This is a genomic window from Nonomuraea mesophila (assembly GCF_004352805.1).
In the GTDB taxonomy this organism is placed as follows: Bacteria; Actinomycetota; Actinomycetes; order Streptosporangiales; family Streptosporangiaceae; genus Nonomuraea; species Nonomuraea longispora.
Genome location: NZ_SMLD01000058.1, coordinates 35,267 through 49,812 on the forward strand (window position 1 = coordinate 35,267; position 14,546 = coordinate 49,812).

The following is a 14,546-nucleotide window of genomic DNA, read 5'->3' on the forward strand; positions in this document are numbered from 1 at the left end:
CGTGTCCGGAATCCTGTTTCCATTCTACCGCCTCCGGAGCCTCAAGGTGGCAACGAACGCGCCTGTGATGCCCGCTAGCTCGTTTTGCCCCCCGGGCGGCATCCCCCCTCCGGAAAGGGGGGCTTATCGCGTCTGCGGCTTTCTGATCGCCCTTGGCCACTATCCACACCATGCGGGACGCCGCTCGACGCCGTTAGCCATAGGTGTCGCCAGGACCCCGGCTTCCGGTCACCCGCAAACCGCCTGACGGGCGCGGGGCGTTCTGTGGTCCTCTGACCTTGACCTTCGTCACCGTGCCGTCGCCCAGCTCCTCGTTGAGCCTGCGTACGAGGGTGCGCGCGAGCATCCGGACCTGCGTGGCCCAGGCCGTGGAGTCGGCGGCGATCAGCACCACGCCGTCGTCGAACGACTCGGGCCTGGTGTGGGCGGCCAGGTCGGGGCCCACGATGTCGCCCCAGCGCCCGAACACCCCGCCGACGGCCGCCGAACGTTCCCAGCCGCGATCGGCGAGCAGGTCGGCGATGGCCCGTCCGAAAAGTTGTGGATCCCCGCCCTCCCTGCGCGGCCCCGCGGCCCTGCGCCTGGGCTCGCGCCGGGGGAGCTGACCGCGTCTGGCCGCGTCGGCCTTGGCCTGGGCGAGCTTCTCCCTGGCCATCGCGGCGCCCTTGGCCGTGGGGTTGTCCTCAGCGGACACGGGTCACGCTCCCTTCCGCGACGTCGTACCTGCCTCCTGACAGCTCCTTGGGGACGTCGTCGGGCACGGCCGCGGTGATGAGCACCTGCTCGGCCGGTGCGACGATCTCGGCGAGGCGGCGCCTGCGCTGGGTGTCGAGCTCGGCGAACACGTCGTCGAGGATCAGCACGGGATCTCCGCCGTCGGCGCGCAGCAGGTCGTAGGCGGCCAGCCGCAGCGCCAGCGCGAACGACCAGGACTCGCCGTGGCTGGCGTAGCCGCGGGCGGGCAGGTCGCCGAGACGGAGGATCAGGTCGTCGCGGTGCGGGCCGACGAGCGTGACGCCCCGCTCCAGCTCGGACTGGCGCACTTCCAGCAGGCGCTCACGGAGACGCTCTTCAAGGGTTTTCCCCAAGTCTGTGGATAACGTCTGTGTATCGGAAGATCCCCGCTCACCGGCGTGTTCGAGCAGTTCGTCACCCTCACCGTTGTCCCCACCTGTGGACAACGAGCTGCGGTAGGCCAGCGTCGCCGGAGCGCTCGCGGGGGCGAGCGCGGCGTAGGCCCCCGCGACCAGCGGGCGCAACGCCTCGATGAGCTCGAGCCTCGCCTGCAACAGCTCGGCGCCGTGCCGGGCGAGATGGGCGTCCCAGACCTCCAGAGTGCTCAGTACGTCGCCCGCGCCCGCCGCGGCGAATCCGGTGTCGCTCTCCGCTTTCCGCGCGCTCCTGGCGCCTCTGCGGGCCTGCGCGGCCGTACGGAGCAGGGCGCCGCGCTGCTTGAGCACCCGGTCGTAGTCGGCGCGCACTCCCGCGAACCTGGGGGCTCTGGCCACCAGCAGGTCGTCGAGGAAGCGGCGGCGCTCCGACGGGTCTCCCTTGGACAGCGTCAGGTCCTCGGGGGCGAACAACACCGTGCGCAGCAGGCCCACGACGTCGCGCGCCCTCGGCACGGGCGAGCGGTTGAGCCTGGCGCGGTTGGCCCGGCCCGGGTTGATCTCCAGCTCGATGAGCGCCCGGCGGTCGTCGCGCTGCACGGCGCAGCGTACGACCGCGCGCGTGGCGCCCTGCCGGACGAGGGGCGCGTCGCTCGCCACCCGGTGGCTGGAGTGCGTCGCGACGTAGCCGAGGGCCTCGACCAGGTTGGTCTTGCCCTGGCCGTTGGGCCCCACGAACGCCGTGACGCCCGGCTCCAGGCCGAGCTCCACGGACGCGTAGGACCGGAAGTCGGTCAGCGAGAGGTGGGCGACATGCACCCCACGAAGGTTAGTCGGCCACGCACGCCACTGGGGTCACCGGCTCGCGATGGAGGCGGGGACGGGGGCGGCTAGCGCTCGCCCGGGCCGGGCGGCGTGACGTCGGCGCCCGGCGAGTCGGCGCCCTTGGCGGTGCTGCCTTCCGCCGCGGTGGTCGCGTGGCCGCCGAACTGGTTGCGCAGCGCCGCGACGACCTTCATCGCGGGGGAGTCGTCCTGGCGCGAGGCGAACCTCGCGTAGAGCGCGGCGGTGATGACCGGCAGCGGGACGGCGTGGTCGACGGCCGCCTGCACCGTCCACCGGCCCTCGCCGGAGTCCTGTGCGTAGCCGCGCAGCTGGTCGAGGTGCTCGTCGTCGTCGAGCGCGCGCACCAGCAGGTCGAGCAGCCAGGAGCGGATCACGGTGCCGGTGCGCCAGCTGCTGAAGGAGCCCTTGACGTCCTTGACCACGTCGGAGGCCTCGAGGAGCTCCCAGCCCTCCGCGAAGGCCTGCATCATGCCGTATTCGATGCCGTTGTGGACCATCTTCGCGAAGTGCCCGGCGCCGACGTCGCCGGCGTGCACGAAGCCGTCCTCGCCCTCGGGCTTGAGCGTCTCGAAGATCGGCATCAGCCGCTCGACGTGGGCGGAGTCGCCGCCGCACATGAGCGCGTAACCGTTGTCCAGGCCCCAGACGCCGCCGCTCACGCCGCAGTCGACGAACCCGATGCCCTTCTCCGCCAGCTCGCCGGCGTGCTTCTGGTCGTCACCGTAGTGGGAGTTTCCGCCGTCGACGACGATGTCTCCCTCGGCGAGCAACTCGCCGAGATCGTCGACGGTGGTCTGGGTGGGCTTGCCCGCGGGCACCATCACCCAGACCGCGCGTGGGGCTCGCAGGCGCTCGACCAGCTCTTTCAGGCTGGCCACGTCGCTGACGGCCGGGTCGCGGTCGTAGCCGACGACCTCATGACCGCCGCGGCGCAGCCGCTCGGCCATGTTGCCGCCCATCTTGCCCAGTCCGACCATGCCGATCTGCATGTTGTCTCCCCCTAGTCAGGCTTCCATCATCCCCGAAGGCCGGGTCAGCCGGACAGGCGGATGGGCATGATCAGGTAGCGGTAGTCCGCCGCGGCCGCGTCGTCCACAGGCTTGCCACCGGTGAGGATAGCGGGCTTGGTCGACGTGGTCATCTGCAGCCTGGCCACGTCGGAGTCGATCGCGCCGAGTCCTTCCAGCAGGAACTGGTGGTTGAAGGCGATGTTCATCTCCTCGCCCTCGTATTCGACGGGCAGCGCCTCGACGGCCTGCGCCTCGTCGCCGCTGCCGGCCTCCAGCACGACCTCGCCGCTCTTGAAGGCCAGCCGTACGGGGGTGTTGCGCTCGGCGACCAGGGCCACCCGCTTGACCGCCTCGACGAACGGGCCTGTGGACAGGTCGGCGCGGGCGGAGAACTCGGTCGGCAGGAGCGAACGGTATTTGGGGAACTCGGGGTCGAGCAGCCGGGTTGTGGTGCGCCGCCCGGCGCTGGAGAAGCCGATCATGCCTTCGCCGGTGCCGCCGACGGAGCTGAGCGCGATCTCCACCTCGGCGCCGGTCGCGCCGAGCGCCTTGGCGGTGTCGGCGAGCGTCTTGCCGGGGATCATCGCGATGGCCGAGAAGTCGGGCTGCCCCGGCTGCCACTTGAGCTCGCGCACGGCCAGCCGGTAGCGGTCGGTCGCGGCGAGCGTCACCGTGTCGCCCTCGATCTCCATGCGTACGCCCGTGAGCATCGGCAGGGTGTCGTCCCGGCCCGCGGCGACGGCGACCTGGCCCACTGCCGAGGCGAACACGTCGCTGCCGACGCGGCCCGCGGCCGGCGGCATGGCGGGAAGCGACGGGTAGTCCTCCACAGGCATGGTCAGCAGGGTGAAGCGCGCGCTGCCGCACGTGACGACCGCCTTGGCGCCGTCGACCACGAAATCCACAGGTTGTGCGGGAAGGGAGCGGGTGATCTCGGCGAGCAGCTTGCCCGAGACGAGCACGACGCCCGGTTCGCCGGTGTGGACCTCGAGCGTCACCTCGGCGGAGACCTCGTAGTCGAATCCTGAGAGCTTGAGCTGCTGCTCGTCCGTGACCTCCAGGCGCATGCCGGCGAGGACGGGCACCGACGGGCGCGCCGGGAGACTGCGTGCCGTCCATGCCACCGCCTCAGCGAGGACGTCTCGCTCGATTCGGAACATCACGGTGATCAGCCTCCTGGGTTCGTCGTTGCTTCAAGGATCTCAAGGATCCACCCTCCCGGACTCGCGCTCCGGGAGAACCCCTCTATGGGTCTTTGAGTTTCTTAGTAAGAGATAGAAGAGGTCATCACACTAGGGGCTGTGGGTACTGTGGACAACTAGCGTCTTGGCAGGTCAGCGGCCGTATTTTCATCCACCGGAGCTGTGGGTGACGCCTGGGGAGAACTTCCGCGCCTGGGGACAGAGATTCTTCGCCCACAGGCCGTCCCCAGATCTTGGTGCCTTCATCCACGGCCGGGCCGGGGTTATCCACGATGTTTCCACAGGTTATCCACGGGGTAGGGGAGCCCCTTCTGGAGCCCCAGATCCGTTGTTCACAGTCTGTCCACACACTGTCCACTGGTAGTCCCCAGGTTCTCCCCAGGATGTCCCCACCTTTGTCCCCAACCATTGTGGACGGATTTTTCCCAGCATTGCCGGGCGAACGGCGAGTCATTTTTTGCGTTTCCGCTGGTCCACAGCGTTTTCCACAGGCTGTGTATGAAACTCAAGATCCACGGGGCGTCTGCTTGATCCGCATTGTTAGCTCGTTGACCTGGTTGTACATCGACCGTCGCTCCGCGATCAGCGACCGGATCTTCCGCTCGGCGTGCATCACGGTCGTGTGGTCACGGCCGCCGAACTGCTGGCCGATCTTCGGCAGCGACAGCTCGGTCAGTTCGCGGGCGAGGTACATCGCGATCTGTCTGGCGTTGACGAGCGCCCGGCTGCGGGAGGTGCCGCACAGGTCGTCGATGCTGATGCCGAAGTACTGGGCGGTCTCGCTCATGATCGCCGCGATGGTGATCTCGGTGTCGGACTCCGAGGTGATGAGGTCCTTCAGCACCACCTCGGCCAGCTGCAGGTCGACGCCCTGCCGGTTGAGGCTGGCGAACGCCGTCACCCTGATCAGGGCGCCTTCGAGCTCGCGGATGTTGGTGGAGATGCGGCTCGCGATGTATTCGAGCACCTCGGGCGGCGCGGCCAGCCCCTCCTGGATGGCCTTCTTCCTGAGGATGGCGATCCGGGTCTCCAACTCGGGCGGCTGCACGTCGGTGATCAGGCCCCACTCGAACCGGTTGCGCAGCCGGTCCTCCAGCGTGATCAGCTGCTTCGGCGCCCGGTCGCTGGAGATGACGATCTGCTTGTTGGCGTTGTGGAGCGTGTTGAAGGTGTGGAAGAACTCCTCCTGCGTCTGCTCCTTGCCCTCCAGGAACTGGATGTCGTCCACAAGCAGGATGTCGATCGCGCGGTAGCGGCCGCGGAACCCGTCGGCCTTGTGGTCGCGGATGCTGTTGATGAAGTCGTTGGTGAACTCCTCGGAGCTCACGTACCTGACCCGCGCGCCGTCGTACAGGCTCTGGGCGTAGTGCCCGATCGCGTGCAGTAGGTGCGTCTTCCCCAGCCCTGAATCGCCGTAGATGAAGAGAGGGTTGTACGCCTTCGCGGGGGATTCGGCCACCGCCACGGCCGCCGCGTGCGCGAACCGGTTGCTGGCGCCGATGACGAATGTCTCGAATGTGTATTTCTGGTTGAGCCGTGCTGGTTCGCTGGGCTTGCTGCTCTTCGCCTCCCAGCGGTTCTGCGCCGGCTCGGGGTTCTTCTCCACAGGCGGTGTGTACGGCTGCGCCTGTTCAAAAGAGAAGCTCTGCTGTGGATATTCGGTGGATATCTGGGGCTGCTCGGGCTGTGGAGAATAGAACTGTGGAGGCTCGGAAGCCTGGTTGTGCTGGGGCGGAGCAGGCTGTGTATAACGTGGCTGACTCTCCACATCCTGGGGATAACTGTGAGTCACAGGCTGTTGATGGACGTCCACGGCCGGCTGCTCGGGCGCTGTCGTGTCGATCATCACCGCCAGCCGCATCGTCCGGCCGAGCTCCTGCGACAGCGCGTGCGTGACGAGCGAGCGCAGCTTGCCCTCGATGAGGTCCTTGAGGAAGTCGTTGGGGACGCCGAGCACGATCGTGTCGTTGGCCAGGGCGATCGGCCGCACCATGGACAGCCACGTGCGCTGCTGCACCGGCACGTTCTCGTTGAGGAAGTTGCCCAGTGCCCTCTTCCATACCGTGCCGAGGTCGACAGCGTTCATGATGCGGCTCCCCCTCCTTCCTTTCGCGGCCCCCCGCGATCGTTATCCACATCTCGCGGCCGCCCCGGCTCTCGGCGGCCCCTTCGTCCACAGCGTGGCTGCCGGGCTTCCCACCCGGGCGCTCCACAGGCTCTCCACAGGAGATCCACAGGTTGTGCACAGCCCTGGGGCTGGCCCAGAAGGGCTGACAGTATCTATGTGCACAGCCGCGTTCAAGGCGTTGTCCACAGCGTAGTGGCACCCGGGTGCACATACTGTGGACGCCGGCGGGGGCGTGGAAAAGTCGCCTGTGGATAAGTGGAAAACCCGTCTGGTTTGACCTGGGCCGCGCTTCACCCGTAACGTACGACGGTCGGCTTGTCACGCGACGGCTATTTCGCGTGCCCTCGCTTCCCTGGCAAGCCATCCTGTGTGTTAAGCGCCGCTGTGGCGCATCATCAAGCCTGGAGCCCACCCGTGAGCAAGCGTACTTTCCAGCCGAACAACCGTCGCCGCGCGAAGACCCACGGCTTCCGGCTGCGGATGCGCACCCGGGCCGGTCGCGCCATCCTCGCTGCTCGCCGCCGCAAGGGCCGCGAGAAGCTGTCGGCCTGATCGACCCGCGCCTGATAGTCGGCCCGCCGGTGCTTCTCGCCGGCGGGCGTTAGGCGTATACGGTGCTGTCCCGCCAATCCCGCATGCGACGCGGGGACGAGTTCGAGACGGCGGTGCGGCGCGGCACGCGCGCCGGCCGACCGACTCTAGTGGTGCATTTCGCCATATCTGGGGATAACGAACCCCTCGTGGGTTTCGTCGTGAGCAAGGCCGTCGGCGGCGCCGTGACGCGCAACAAGGTCAAGCGACGGCTCCGACACCTGATGCGGGACCGTCTTGACCGGCTGCCGCGAGGTAGCCTTCTGGTGGTACGCGCCAATCCACCGGCCGCGTCCGCGCGATTCGAGCACCTGGCCGCCGAGCTCGATTCCGCGCTGGAACGTTTGCTCAGGCGGCACGAGTCCTCGACGGGTGGACAGCAGAGATGACAGAGCAGCCGCAAGTGGTGGCGCCGAGCCCCGCCGCTCGGGCGCTCATCCTCCCCATCCGGTTCTACCGGGCCTTCATCGGCCCGATGCTCGGTCCACGCTGCCGGTTCTATCCGTCGTGCAGTGCGTATGGACTCGAGGCGATTGCCGTGCACGGAGCACTGCGCGGCACATGGCTGACTGTCCGGCGCATCGGGCGGTGCCACCCATTCCATCCCGGAGGTATTGACCCGGTGCCCCCACGCCCGGTCCGGTCTCACGAAACGCAAGGGAGATAGCTCGGTGGAGCTGTCCTGGCTGAGCTGGCTGTACCAAGCCGTAGCCCAAGTCATCATCTGGATCCATACTGCATTCAGCACGGTCCTCAACCCGGACAGCGGGCTGACCTGGGCGCTGACGATCATCACGCTGACCGTGTTCATGCGGATCCTGATCTTCCCGCTCTTCCTGAAGCAGATGCGATCGTCGCGGAAGATGCAGGAACTCGCCCCCAAGGTGCAGGAGCTGCGCAAGCGCTACAAGAACGACAAGCAGCGGATGAACCAGGAGGTCATGGCGCTTTACCAGGGCGCCGGGGCCAACCCGCTCGGCGGCTGCCTGCCCGTTCTCGCGCAGTTCCCCATCTTCATCTCCATGTTCACCGTGCTGCAGAAGATGGCCAACGGCGAGCCCAGCTACGGCATGACGCAGGAACTGGTCGACAGTGCCAGAAGCGCCCACATCTTCGGCGCGCCGCTGCCCGCCCACTTCTGGATGTCGGCCGAGCAGCTCACGACGTTCCAGGCCGGCGCGGTGCAGACCAAGATCGTGCTCGGCATCTTCGTAGCGGTCAGCTCGCTCACCACGTTCCTCACCGTGCGGCAGAGCGTCACCCGGTCCATGGCCCAGATGCCGGACAACCCCATGGCGCAGCAGCAGAAGATCCTGATGTACATCTCGCCGCTGTTCGCCATCTTCAGCCTCAACTTCCCCCTCGGCCTGATCCTCTACTGGGTCACGACCAACGTGTGGACGCTCGGCCAGCAGCACTGGTTCTACAGCCGCTACCCGATGCCCAAGTACGACGCCAAGGGCAACGTGATCCCCACGCCGCCCAAGCAGGGCGTGATCGCGAAGATCCGCAAGACACCCCCCGAGGAGCAGGCGCCGCCGGCCCCGCCGGAGCCTAAGATCATCAGGCAACAGCCGAGCCGGCAGTCCCGCAGCAAGCGCACCGGCAGCAAGAAGTCGTGAACACGAAGGAGAGGCCGGCCATGACCGAGGCCGAGCAGGAGCAGGCTCCTGATCTCACCGCGCTGGAGCAGGAAGGCGAGATCGCTGCCGACTACGTCGAAGGCCTTCTCGATATCGCCGACATCGACGGCGACATCGACATGGACGTCGAGGGCGACCGCGCCCTGGTCTCCGTGGTCGGGCTCAAAGGCACGGAGCTGGTAGGGCCCGGGGGAGAGGTCCTGGAAGCGCTGCAGGAGCTGACCCGCCTGGCCGTGCATCGGCAGACCGGCGAACGTTCCCGGCTGATGCTCGACGTGGCCGGCTACCGCGAGCGGCGCAGGGCAGAGCTGACCAAGCTCGGCACCGAGGTCGCCAGCCAGGTCAAGGAGCGCGGGGAGCCCCAGTCCCTGCACCCGATGACCCCCTTCGAACGCAAGATCGTCCACGACGCCGTGGCGTCCGCCGGGCTCCGCAGCGAGTCCGAGGGCGAGGAGCCTCAGCGGTACGTCGTGGTCCTGCCCGCCTGACCCTTCCCAACGGCCGCCTGCCTCCGCCACCTCTGCGGGAACAGGCGGCCGTTCGCATGTCCACCCACTGATCGCGACCGGGCACCTCAGGGCCCGGGACGGACGACCGCCACCGTGACCCGCGGGGCGTACAGGGTATTGGGCATGATCGGTGCACCCGCGGGACTGGCACCGGACACGCTCGAAGCTTCCACGGCCTGATCACGCTCCGGGCGCGCGACGTGGGGCGCGTTCGGACGTGCGGCTCACATGCGCGTGTTCGGCCGTACGAGAGGCACACGCTGACCCTGCCGCCTGGCGCGCGCCTGGCCATGGCTGGTGTGTGTTCGGCCGTACGAGTGACGTACGTTCTGCTGAACGGCTTGCGGCGTTTCGGGCACGTGGCCGGGGCGGGGTGCGCGGTCCGGCGCCGGCGTTGGGACAGCCCGCTAGTCTTCCCATGTGATCGCACATCTAGCCTTGGGTGGGGGACGGGTTCTGACGTCCTCGCGGTCCCCGAGGGCGATCGGCGTCCGGCTTCGACCAAGCACCAAGAAAGGGCCACCGACCAGTGAGCGATGAGCTTCCGGAGCCGCCGGAGATAGCGTGTGACGTCTTCACCGGGGAGGCTTGGGGGCGTGCGAACGCGTACGCCGAGCTGCTGGCGGGTCCTGGAGTCGTCCGCGGGTTGCTGGGGCCCCGGGAGGTGCCGCGGATCTGGGATCGTCACCTGCTCAACTGTGCGGTCGTGGCGGAGGCCGTACCGCCCGATGTGCGCCTGGTGGACATCGGGTCGGGCGCCGGGCTGCCGGGGCTCGTGCTGGCCATCGTCCGCCCTGACATCACGGTCACGCTGCTGGAGCCGCTGCTTCGGCGTACCGTGTTCCTGCAGGAGTGCGTCGACACGCTCAAGCTGGACAACGTCGAGGTGCTGCGTGGGCGGGCGGAGGAGCTGGCGGGCAAACGTGAGTACGACGTCGCCAGCGCTCGCGCGGTCGCCCCGCTCGAACGCCTCCTCAGGTGGGCCATGCCGCTGCTGTGCGAAGGTGGCGAGCTGATCGCCATGAAGGGGGAGCGGGCCGCGGGCGAACTGGACGAGGCGGAGGCCGAATTGCGAGCCACCGGGGCCCGAACGGCTGAGCTCGTGACCGTCGGGCGCGGTAAGGTCGAGCCGCCTGCAACATTGGTTCGGGTGGTAGCGGGTCGCGCGCCGGAGCGAGCCAGGCGGCGACGAAGGAGGTGACGGTTGTGCCAGTCGCGTCAAGCGGTCTTGGCTGGCCGGACAGCCGTCCGTCCGAGAGTCCATCCGGAGTTGGCTGGCCCGAAATGGGCGTGTCGCGACAGTCAATTCCCGGCACCGGCACACCACTCGTTGAAAGGATGGCCATCGTGACCCAGACCCCCCTGAACCCCGGTGAATCGCCGTTGGTACGAGAGGCGCTCAGCTCAGTGGTTTCACGTGAAACATCCGCAACGCAGACGGCTGCCCAGTCCGGCGAGAGCCCTTCCAATGGCGATGGCTCCTGGCCGCGTCCGGCCAAGACGAGGGTGATCGCGGTGGCCAACCAGAAGGGTGGCGTCGGCAAGACCACCACTTCGGTCAACATCGCCGCCGCCCTGTCGATGCACGGCCAGCGTGTCCTCGTGGTCGACCTCGACCCGCAGGGCAACGCCTCCACGGCGCTGGCCACGGAGCACCGCGGCGACGTGCCGGACGTCTATCAAGTGCTTGTGGACGATCTGCCCCTGGCCGACATCGTCAAGCAGGTGCCCGACATGCCCAACCTGTATTGCGCGCCGGCCACCATCGACCTGGCGGGTGCGGAGATCGAACTGGTCTCCCTCGTGGCGAGAGAAGCCCGCCTCCGCCGCGCGCTGACGGCGTACGACGCGATCGACCTCGACTACATCGTCATCGACTGCCCGCCGTCTCTGGGGCTCCTGACCGTGAACGCGTTGGTGGCCGCGGACGAGGTCATGATCCCCATCCAGTGCGAGTACTACGCGCTGGAGGGCCTCGGTCAGCTCCTCAGGAACGTCGATCTGATCAAGGCTCACCTCAACCCGACGCTCAACCTGTCCACGATCGTCCTGACGATGTACGACGGCCGCACCCGGCTGGCCTCGCAGGTGGCGGACGAGGTGCGAGCCCATTTCGGGGACACGGTGCTCAACACGGTCATCCCGCGCAGCGTCCGCCTGTCGGAGGCGCCCAGCTACGGCCAGTCGGTCATGACGTACGACCCGGGGTCCAGCGGTGCCATGGCCTACATGGACGCCGCCCGGGAGATAGCCCACCGCGCCACGGTCGCCTGAACCCTGCCTTTCACGTCACGCGGGATGCCGCTGCGCTGTCGTGCGCCTCGCTGACGCCGGCCGAGCGCCCACACCCACGCGACGTGCGAGACCGCGATGCATCCCCTGGGGGAATCGTGGGTGTGGTCATGGGTTGGGCAGATTTGTGATCGTCTCGGGGTAAATCCAACGGGGCGGTGTGTGGCGAGCGGGCACTCCGTCCGGCGCGCAACGGTAACCTCTCCAGGAGTGACCGGATTCGACCGGCTGGATGAGGAGACGCAGTGAGTCAGCAGCGGCGGGGATTGGGCAAGGGGCTCGGGGCGCTCATCCCGACCGGTCCCATCGTTGACGGCACGGGGGCGGTTCCGTCCTCGGCCAACGGGTCAACGACGGAGACGGGCCCGCAGCCGGTCGCGGGGGCGTACTTCAAGGAGATCGCCCTTGAAGCGATCGTCCCCAACCCGCGCCAGCCGCGTGAGGTGTTCGACGGCGAACGTCTTGAGGAGCTTGCGAAGTCCCTCCGCGAGGTGGGGCTCCTGCAGCCGATCGTGGTGCGTTCGGTCGGTGGTGGGCAGTACGAGCTGATCATGGGGGAGCGGCGCTGGCGGGCGTGCAAGCAGGTCGGCCTGGACCCCGTCCCCGCGATCGTCCGCAACACGCAGGACACCGATCTCCTTCGGGACGCGCTCATCGAGAACCTTCAGCGCGAGCAGCTGAACCCGTTGGAAGAAGCCGCGGCATACCAGCAACTCCTTGACGACTTCCAGGCGACGCACGACCAGTTGGCGCAGAAGGTGGGCCGGTCCCGTTCCCACATCACCAACACTCTCCGTCTGCTGAACCTCCCGCCCGAGATCCAGCCCAAGGTGGCCGCCGGAGTCATCAGCGCCGGCCACGCGCGGGCTCTGCTCGGGTTGAGCTCCGTGGAGGAGCAGATCCAGCTCGCTCAGCGGATCGTGGCGGAACTTCTTTCGGTACGCGCGGTCGAAGAGATCGTGGCGATGGGCAGTGCTCAGGCGGCCCAGAAGGCTCCCCGCGAACGTACGCCCTCCAAGCCCACGGCACCCGGGCTCACTCACCTCGCCGATCGTCTCTCCGACCACTTCGAGACGAAGGTCAAGGTCGACCTCGGACGCCGCAAGGGCCGCATCGTGGTCGAGTTCGCCACGATCGACGACCTTGAGCGCATCATCGACACGATGGCCCCTGAAGCCGTCAAGGCGATGCGGGAAGCTCAGGAGTGACCGGGTGTTTCACGTGAAACTACGCCAGTTCTGCTGCGCTGTTTCACGTGAAACACCGGCTGGCTCGGCGCGGTAGCGGAAGTTGCGCCGCCGCCCCGTGCGTCATGAGGCCGCCCACCTCCGTCACCAGCCCGGCGACCGCGACGAGCAGCGGCGTCCAGCTGGGGTGGGCCTGCGGCGCGGGGAGCCGCCGGGTCAGTCGAGAAGCTCGACGTACCCGCCGGTGCCGTGGACGCGGATCCGCTGCCCGTCACGGATCAGCCGGGTCGCGCCACCGCTGGCGCGTGGGCGAGCGGGGAAGCTGAATCAAGGCCCGCTTGTCGAGTTCTCTGTGGCATGTTGCTCGACTGCGCCGTGGTGGGCCGAGCGTTGTCGAGTCTGATGCCCGGCCGCAAAGAGCGCCGCCCTGGGCGCCTGCTGGAGACCAACCTGTTCGGCCCGCTGCGGGTCGTCCAGGCTGCGCTGCCTCACCTGCGCGAGCAAGGTTCCGGGGGCTTCACGACGGTAGCGGACAGGTGGTAGCCCGCCTTCTGTCTCCTGTGGGGAGTGGAAGCGGACGCTTGCCTGATGTCGGCCGGATGACCCGCTGCTCGTGTTTCACGTGAAACACGAGCCACCTGCCGACGGGGCCCGAGCGTGTTTCACGTGAAACACGCGGGCTGATCACATGGCTGCCTTGCGGATGTCGTCCAGGAAGTCGTCGATGTGCTCGGTCGTCGTGTCGAAGGCGGTCATCCAGCGGACGACGCCGGAAGCCTCGTCCCAGAAGTGGAAGAGGTACCGCTGCTGAAGCGTCTTGGCCACCGCCGTCGGGAGTGAGGCGAAGACGGCGTTGGACTGGACGGGATACGCCAACGACACCCCCGCGATGCCCTCCAAGCCGTCCGCCAGCCGCATGGCCATCCGGTTGGCGTGGGCCGCGTTCTGACGCCACAAGTCGTCGGTCAGGAGCGCCGACAGCTGGGCCGAGATGAACCGCATCTTCGAGGCGAGCTGAAGCGACTGGCGACGCAGGAACGGCACGGCCCGGGTCAGCTCCGGGTCGAGCACCACCACGGCTTCGGCGGCCAGCGCGCCGTTCTTGGTGCCGCCGAAGCTGAAGACGTCCACCCCGACATCGGTGGTGATGGCCTTCAGATCGCAGCCGAGGAAGGCGGCGGCGTTGGCGAGCCGGGCGCCGTCCACGTGGAGGCGTAGTCCTGCCTCGTGCGCCGCCTCCGCCAGCGCGGCGATCTCCTCGGGGGAGTAGGTGGTGCCGACTTCCGTGCACTGCGAGATGGAGACGACGGCGGGCTGGGACTCATGATGGTTGCCGACGCCACCCAGGCGCGCCTTGATGTCGCCGGGCTGGAGCTTGCCCTGCGCGGTGGGGATCGTCATCAGCTTCACACCGAGCAACCGCTCAGCTGCCCCCGCTTCATGGGTGGCGATGTGAGCGCCGTCGGCGCAGAGAACGGCGTCGTAGCGGCCGAGCATCAGAGCGAGACCGACCATGTTGGCGCCCGCTCCGTTGAGCACCGCGAAGCCCTCCGCGTCCGGCCCGAACACCTCCTTCGTCCTTGCTCCGAAGGCGGCGGTCCAACGGTCGTCGCCGTAGGCGGGCGCGTCCCCGTCGTTCGCGGCTGCCATCGCCGCCAGGATGTCCGGGTGCACGCCCGCGTGGTTGTCGCTGGCGAAGCTCTTGGGGTACGTGGAATCGATCAGCACACCGCAAGGCTACTTTCACCGCGGACAGACACCGTCCACCTTGGGCCGGGCGGCCACCGTCCGGAGAGGGCCTGGAGTCGGTGGCCGGTGAGGAATTCGGCGCATGGCGCTGACGGTCGAATCCAACAAGTCGCTGCCGTCGCCGTGGGCCGGCGGTCACAGCGGGGAAGGGACGTCGCCTGAGGGTCTGCGGTCACTCGGCAGTGGAAGTCGCGTCGAGGGTTGGCGGGCGTGGCGTTGTGGGTGTGTGGGTCCCGGTGGGGGTGGCGTGTCGTGGGTTGGTGGGTGTCTGTGTTGTGGG

General features: G+C 68.0%; 15 protein-coding genes. 8 read left to right on the forward strand and 7 right to left on the reverse strand.

Annotated elements, in window-relative coordinates; genetic code table 11:
• Positions 1-193 precede the first annotated feature (193 nt).
• From E1295_RS22355 to dnaA, 5 genes are all read right to left on the reverse strand, one after another.
• Entirely contained in the window at positions 194-694 is a 501-nt protein-coding gene (locus E1295_RS22355) for a DciA family protein (protein ID WP_246080218.1), read from the reverse strand.
• The gene (gene recF, locus E1295_RS22360; protein ID WP_132632262.1) at positions 684-1,928 is read right to left on the reverse strand and encodes a DNA replication/repair protein RecF; all 1,245 of its coding nucleotides are present in this window, start codon (positions 1,926-1,928) and stop codon (positions 684-686) included. Before recF ends, E1295_RS22355 begins: the two co-directional genes overlap by 11 nt.
• Before the next feature lie 71 nt (positions 1,929-1,999).
• Positions 2,000-2,944 (reverse strand): phosphogluconate dehydrogenase (NAD(+)-dependent, decarboxylating), encoded by a 945-nt coding sequence (gene gnd, locus E1295_RS22365; protein WP_132632263.1) that lies wholly within the window; start codon positions 2,942-2,944, stop codon positions 2,000-2,002.
• A 44-nt stretch (positions 2,945-2,988) separates the two neighbouring features.
• Positions 2,989-4,128: a DNA polymerase III subunit beta gene (dnaN, locus tag E1295_RS22370; RefSeq protein WP_132632264.1), complete on the reverse strand. Its 1,140-nt coding sequence runs from the start codon at positions 4,126-4,128 to the stop codon at positions 2,989-2,991.
• 544 nt (positions 4,129-4,672) lie between these two features.
• Entirely contained in the window at positions 4,673-6,253 is a 1,581-nt protein-coding gene (gene dnaA, locus E1295_RS22375) for a chromosomal replication initiator protein DnaA (RefSeq protein WP_132632266.1), read from the reverse strand.
• Positions 6,254-6,709: 456 nt separating this feature from the next.
• On the opposite strand from dnaA, the gene rpmH reads away from it, so the two are divergent.
• The 8 genes from rpmH (at position 6,710) to E1295_RS22415 (ending at position 12,538) form a co-directional block, all read left to right on the forward strand.
• Entirely contained in the window at positions 6,710-6,847 is a 138-nt protein-coding gene (gene rpmH / locus E1295_RS22380) for a 50S ribosomal protein L34 (RefSeq protein WP_043614899.1), read from the forward strand.
• 83 nt (positions 6,848-6,930) lie between these two features.
• Positions 6,931-7,275: a ribonuclease P protein component gene (gene rnpA / locus E1295_RS22385; protein WP_425465360.1), complete on the forward strand. Its 345-nt coding sequence runs from the start codon at positions 6,931-6,933 to the stop codon at positions 7,273-7,275.
• Complete coding sequence (gene yidD, locus E1295_RS22390) at positions 7,272-7,553, forward strand: membrane protein insertion efficiency factor YidD (protein WP_132632270.1); 282 nt, start codon at positions 7,272-7,274, stop codon at positions 7,551-7,553. The genes rnpA and yidD overlap by 4 nt, the downstream gene beginning before the upstream one ends.
• A gap of 4 nt (positions 7,554-7,557) precedes the next feature.
• Entirely contained in the window at positions 7,558-8,508 is a 951-nt protein-coding gene (gene yidC / locus E1295_RS22395; RefSeq protein ID WP_132632272.1) for a membrane protein insertase YidC, read from the forward strand.
• 20 nt (positions 8,509-8,528) lie between these two features.
• On the forward strand, positions 8,529-9,017 hold the full coding sequence (locus tag E1295_RS22400) for a Jag family protein (RefSeq protein WP_132632274.1): 489 nt from the start codon (positions 8,529-8,531) through the stop codon (positions 9,015-9,017).
• A gap of 550 nt (positions 9,018-9,567) precedes the next feature.
• Positions 9,568-10,239: a 16S rRNA (guanine(527)-N(7))-methyltransferase RsmG gene (gene rsmG / locus E1295_RS22405; protein ID WP_132632276.1), complete on the forward strand. Its 672-nt coding sequence runs from the start codon at positions 9,568-9,570 to the stop codon at positions 10,237-10,239.
• A gap of 137 nt (positions 10,240-10,376) precedes the next feature.
• Complete coding sequence (locus E1295_RS22410; protein WP_220448842.1) at positions 10,377-11,312, forward strand: ParA family protein; 936 nt, start codon at positions 10,377-10,379, stop codon at positions 11,310-11,312.
• 263 nt (positions 11,313-11,575) lie between these two features.
• On the forward strand, positions 11,576-12,538 hold the full coding sequence (locus E1295_RS22415; protein WP_132632280.1) for a ParB/RepB/Spo0J family partition protein: 963 nt from the start codon (positions 11,576-11,578) through the stop codon (positions 12,536-12,538).
• A gap of 43 nt (positions 12,539-12,581) precedes the next feature.
• On the opposite strand, the gene E1295_RS52515 is transcribed toward E1295_RS22415, so the two are convergent.
• Both E1295_RS52515 and E1295_RS22425 read right to left on the reverse strand, forming a co-directional pair.
• Positions 12,582-12,737, reverse strand: coding sequence for a PEP-utilizing enzyme (locus E1295_RS52515; RefSeq protein ID WP_132632292.1), 156 nt, complete (start codon positions 12,735-12,737; stop codon positions 12,582-12,584).
• A 464-nt stretch (positions 12,738-13,201) separates the two neighbouring features.
• On the reverse strand, positions 13,202-14,245 hold the full coding sequence (locus E1295_RS22425) for a threonine aldolase family protein (protein ID WP_166427362.1): 1,044 nt from the start codon (positions 14,243-14,245) through the stop codon (positions 13,202-13,204).
• Positions 14,246-14,546 lie beyond the last annotated feature (301 nt).

Coding starts and splice junctions, on each gene's coding strand:
- gnd (WP_132632263.1), bottom strand. CDS start 2,944: ATGCAGATCGGCATGGTCGGACTGGGCAAGATGGGCGGCAACATGGCC.
- dnaA (WP_132632266.1), bottom strand. CDS start 6,253: ATGAACGCTGTCGACCTCGGCACGGTATGGAAGAGGGCACTGGGCAAC.
- rnpA (WP_425465360.1), top strand. CDS start 6,931: ATGCGACGCGGGGACGAGTTCGAGACGGCGGTGCGGCGCGGCACGCGC.
- yidD (WP_132632270.1), top strand. CDS start 7,272: ATGACAGAGCAGCCGCAAGTGGTGGCGCCGAGCCCCGCCGCTCGGGCG.
- E1295_RS22400 (WP_132632274.1), top strand. CDS start 8,529: ATGACCGAGGCCGAGCAGGAGCAGGCTCCTGATCTCACCGCGCTGGAG.
- E1295_RS22410 (WP_220448842.1), top strand. CDS start 10,377: ATGGCCATCGTGACCCAGACCCCCCTGAACCCCGGTGAATCGCCGTTG.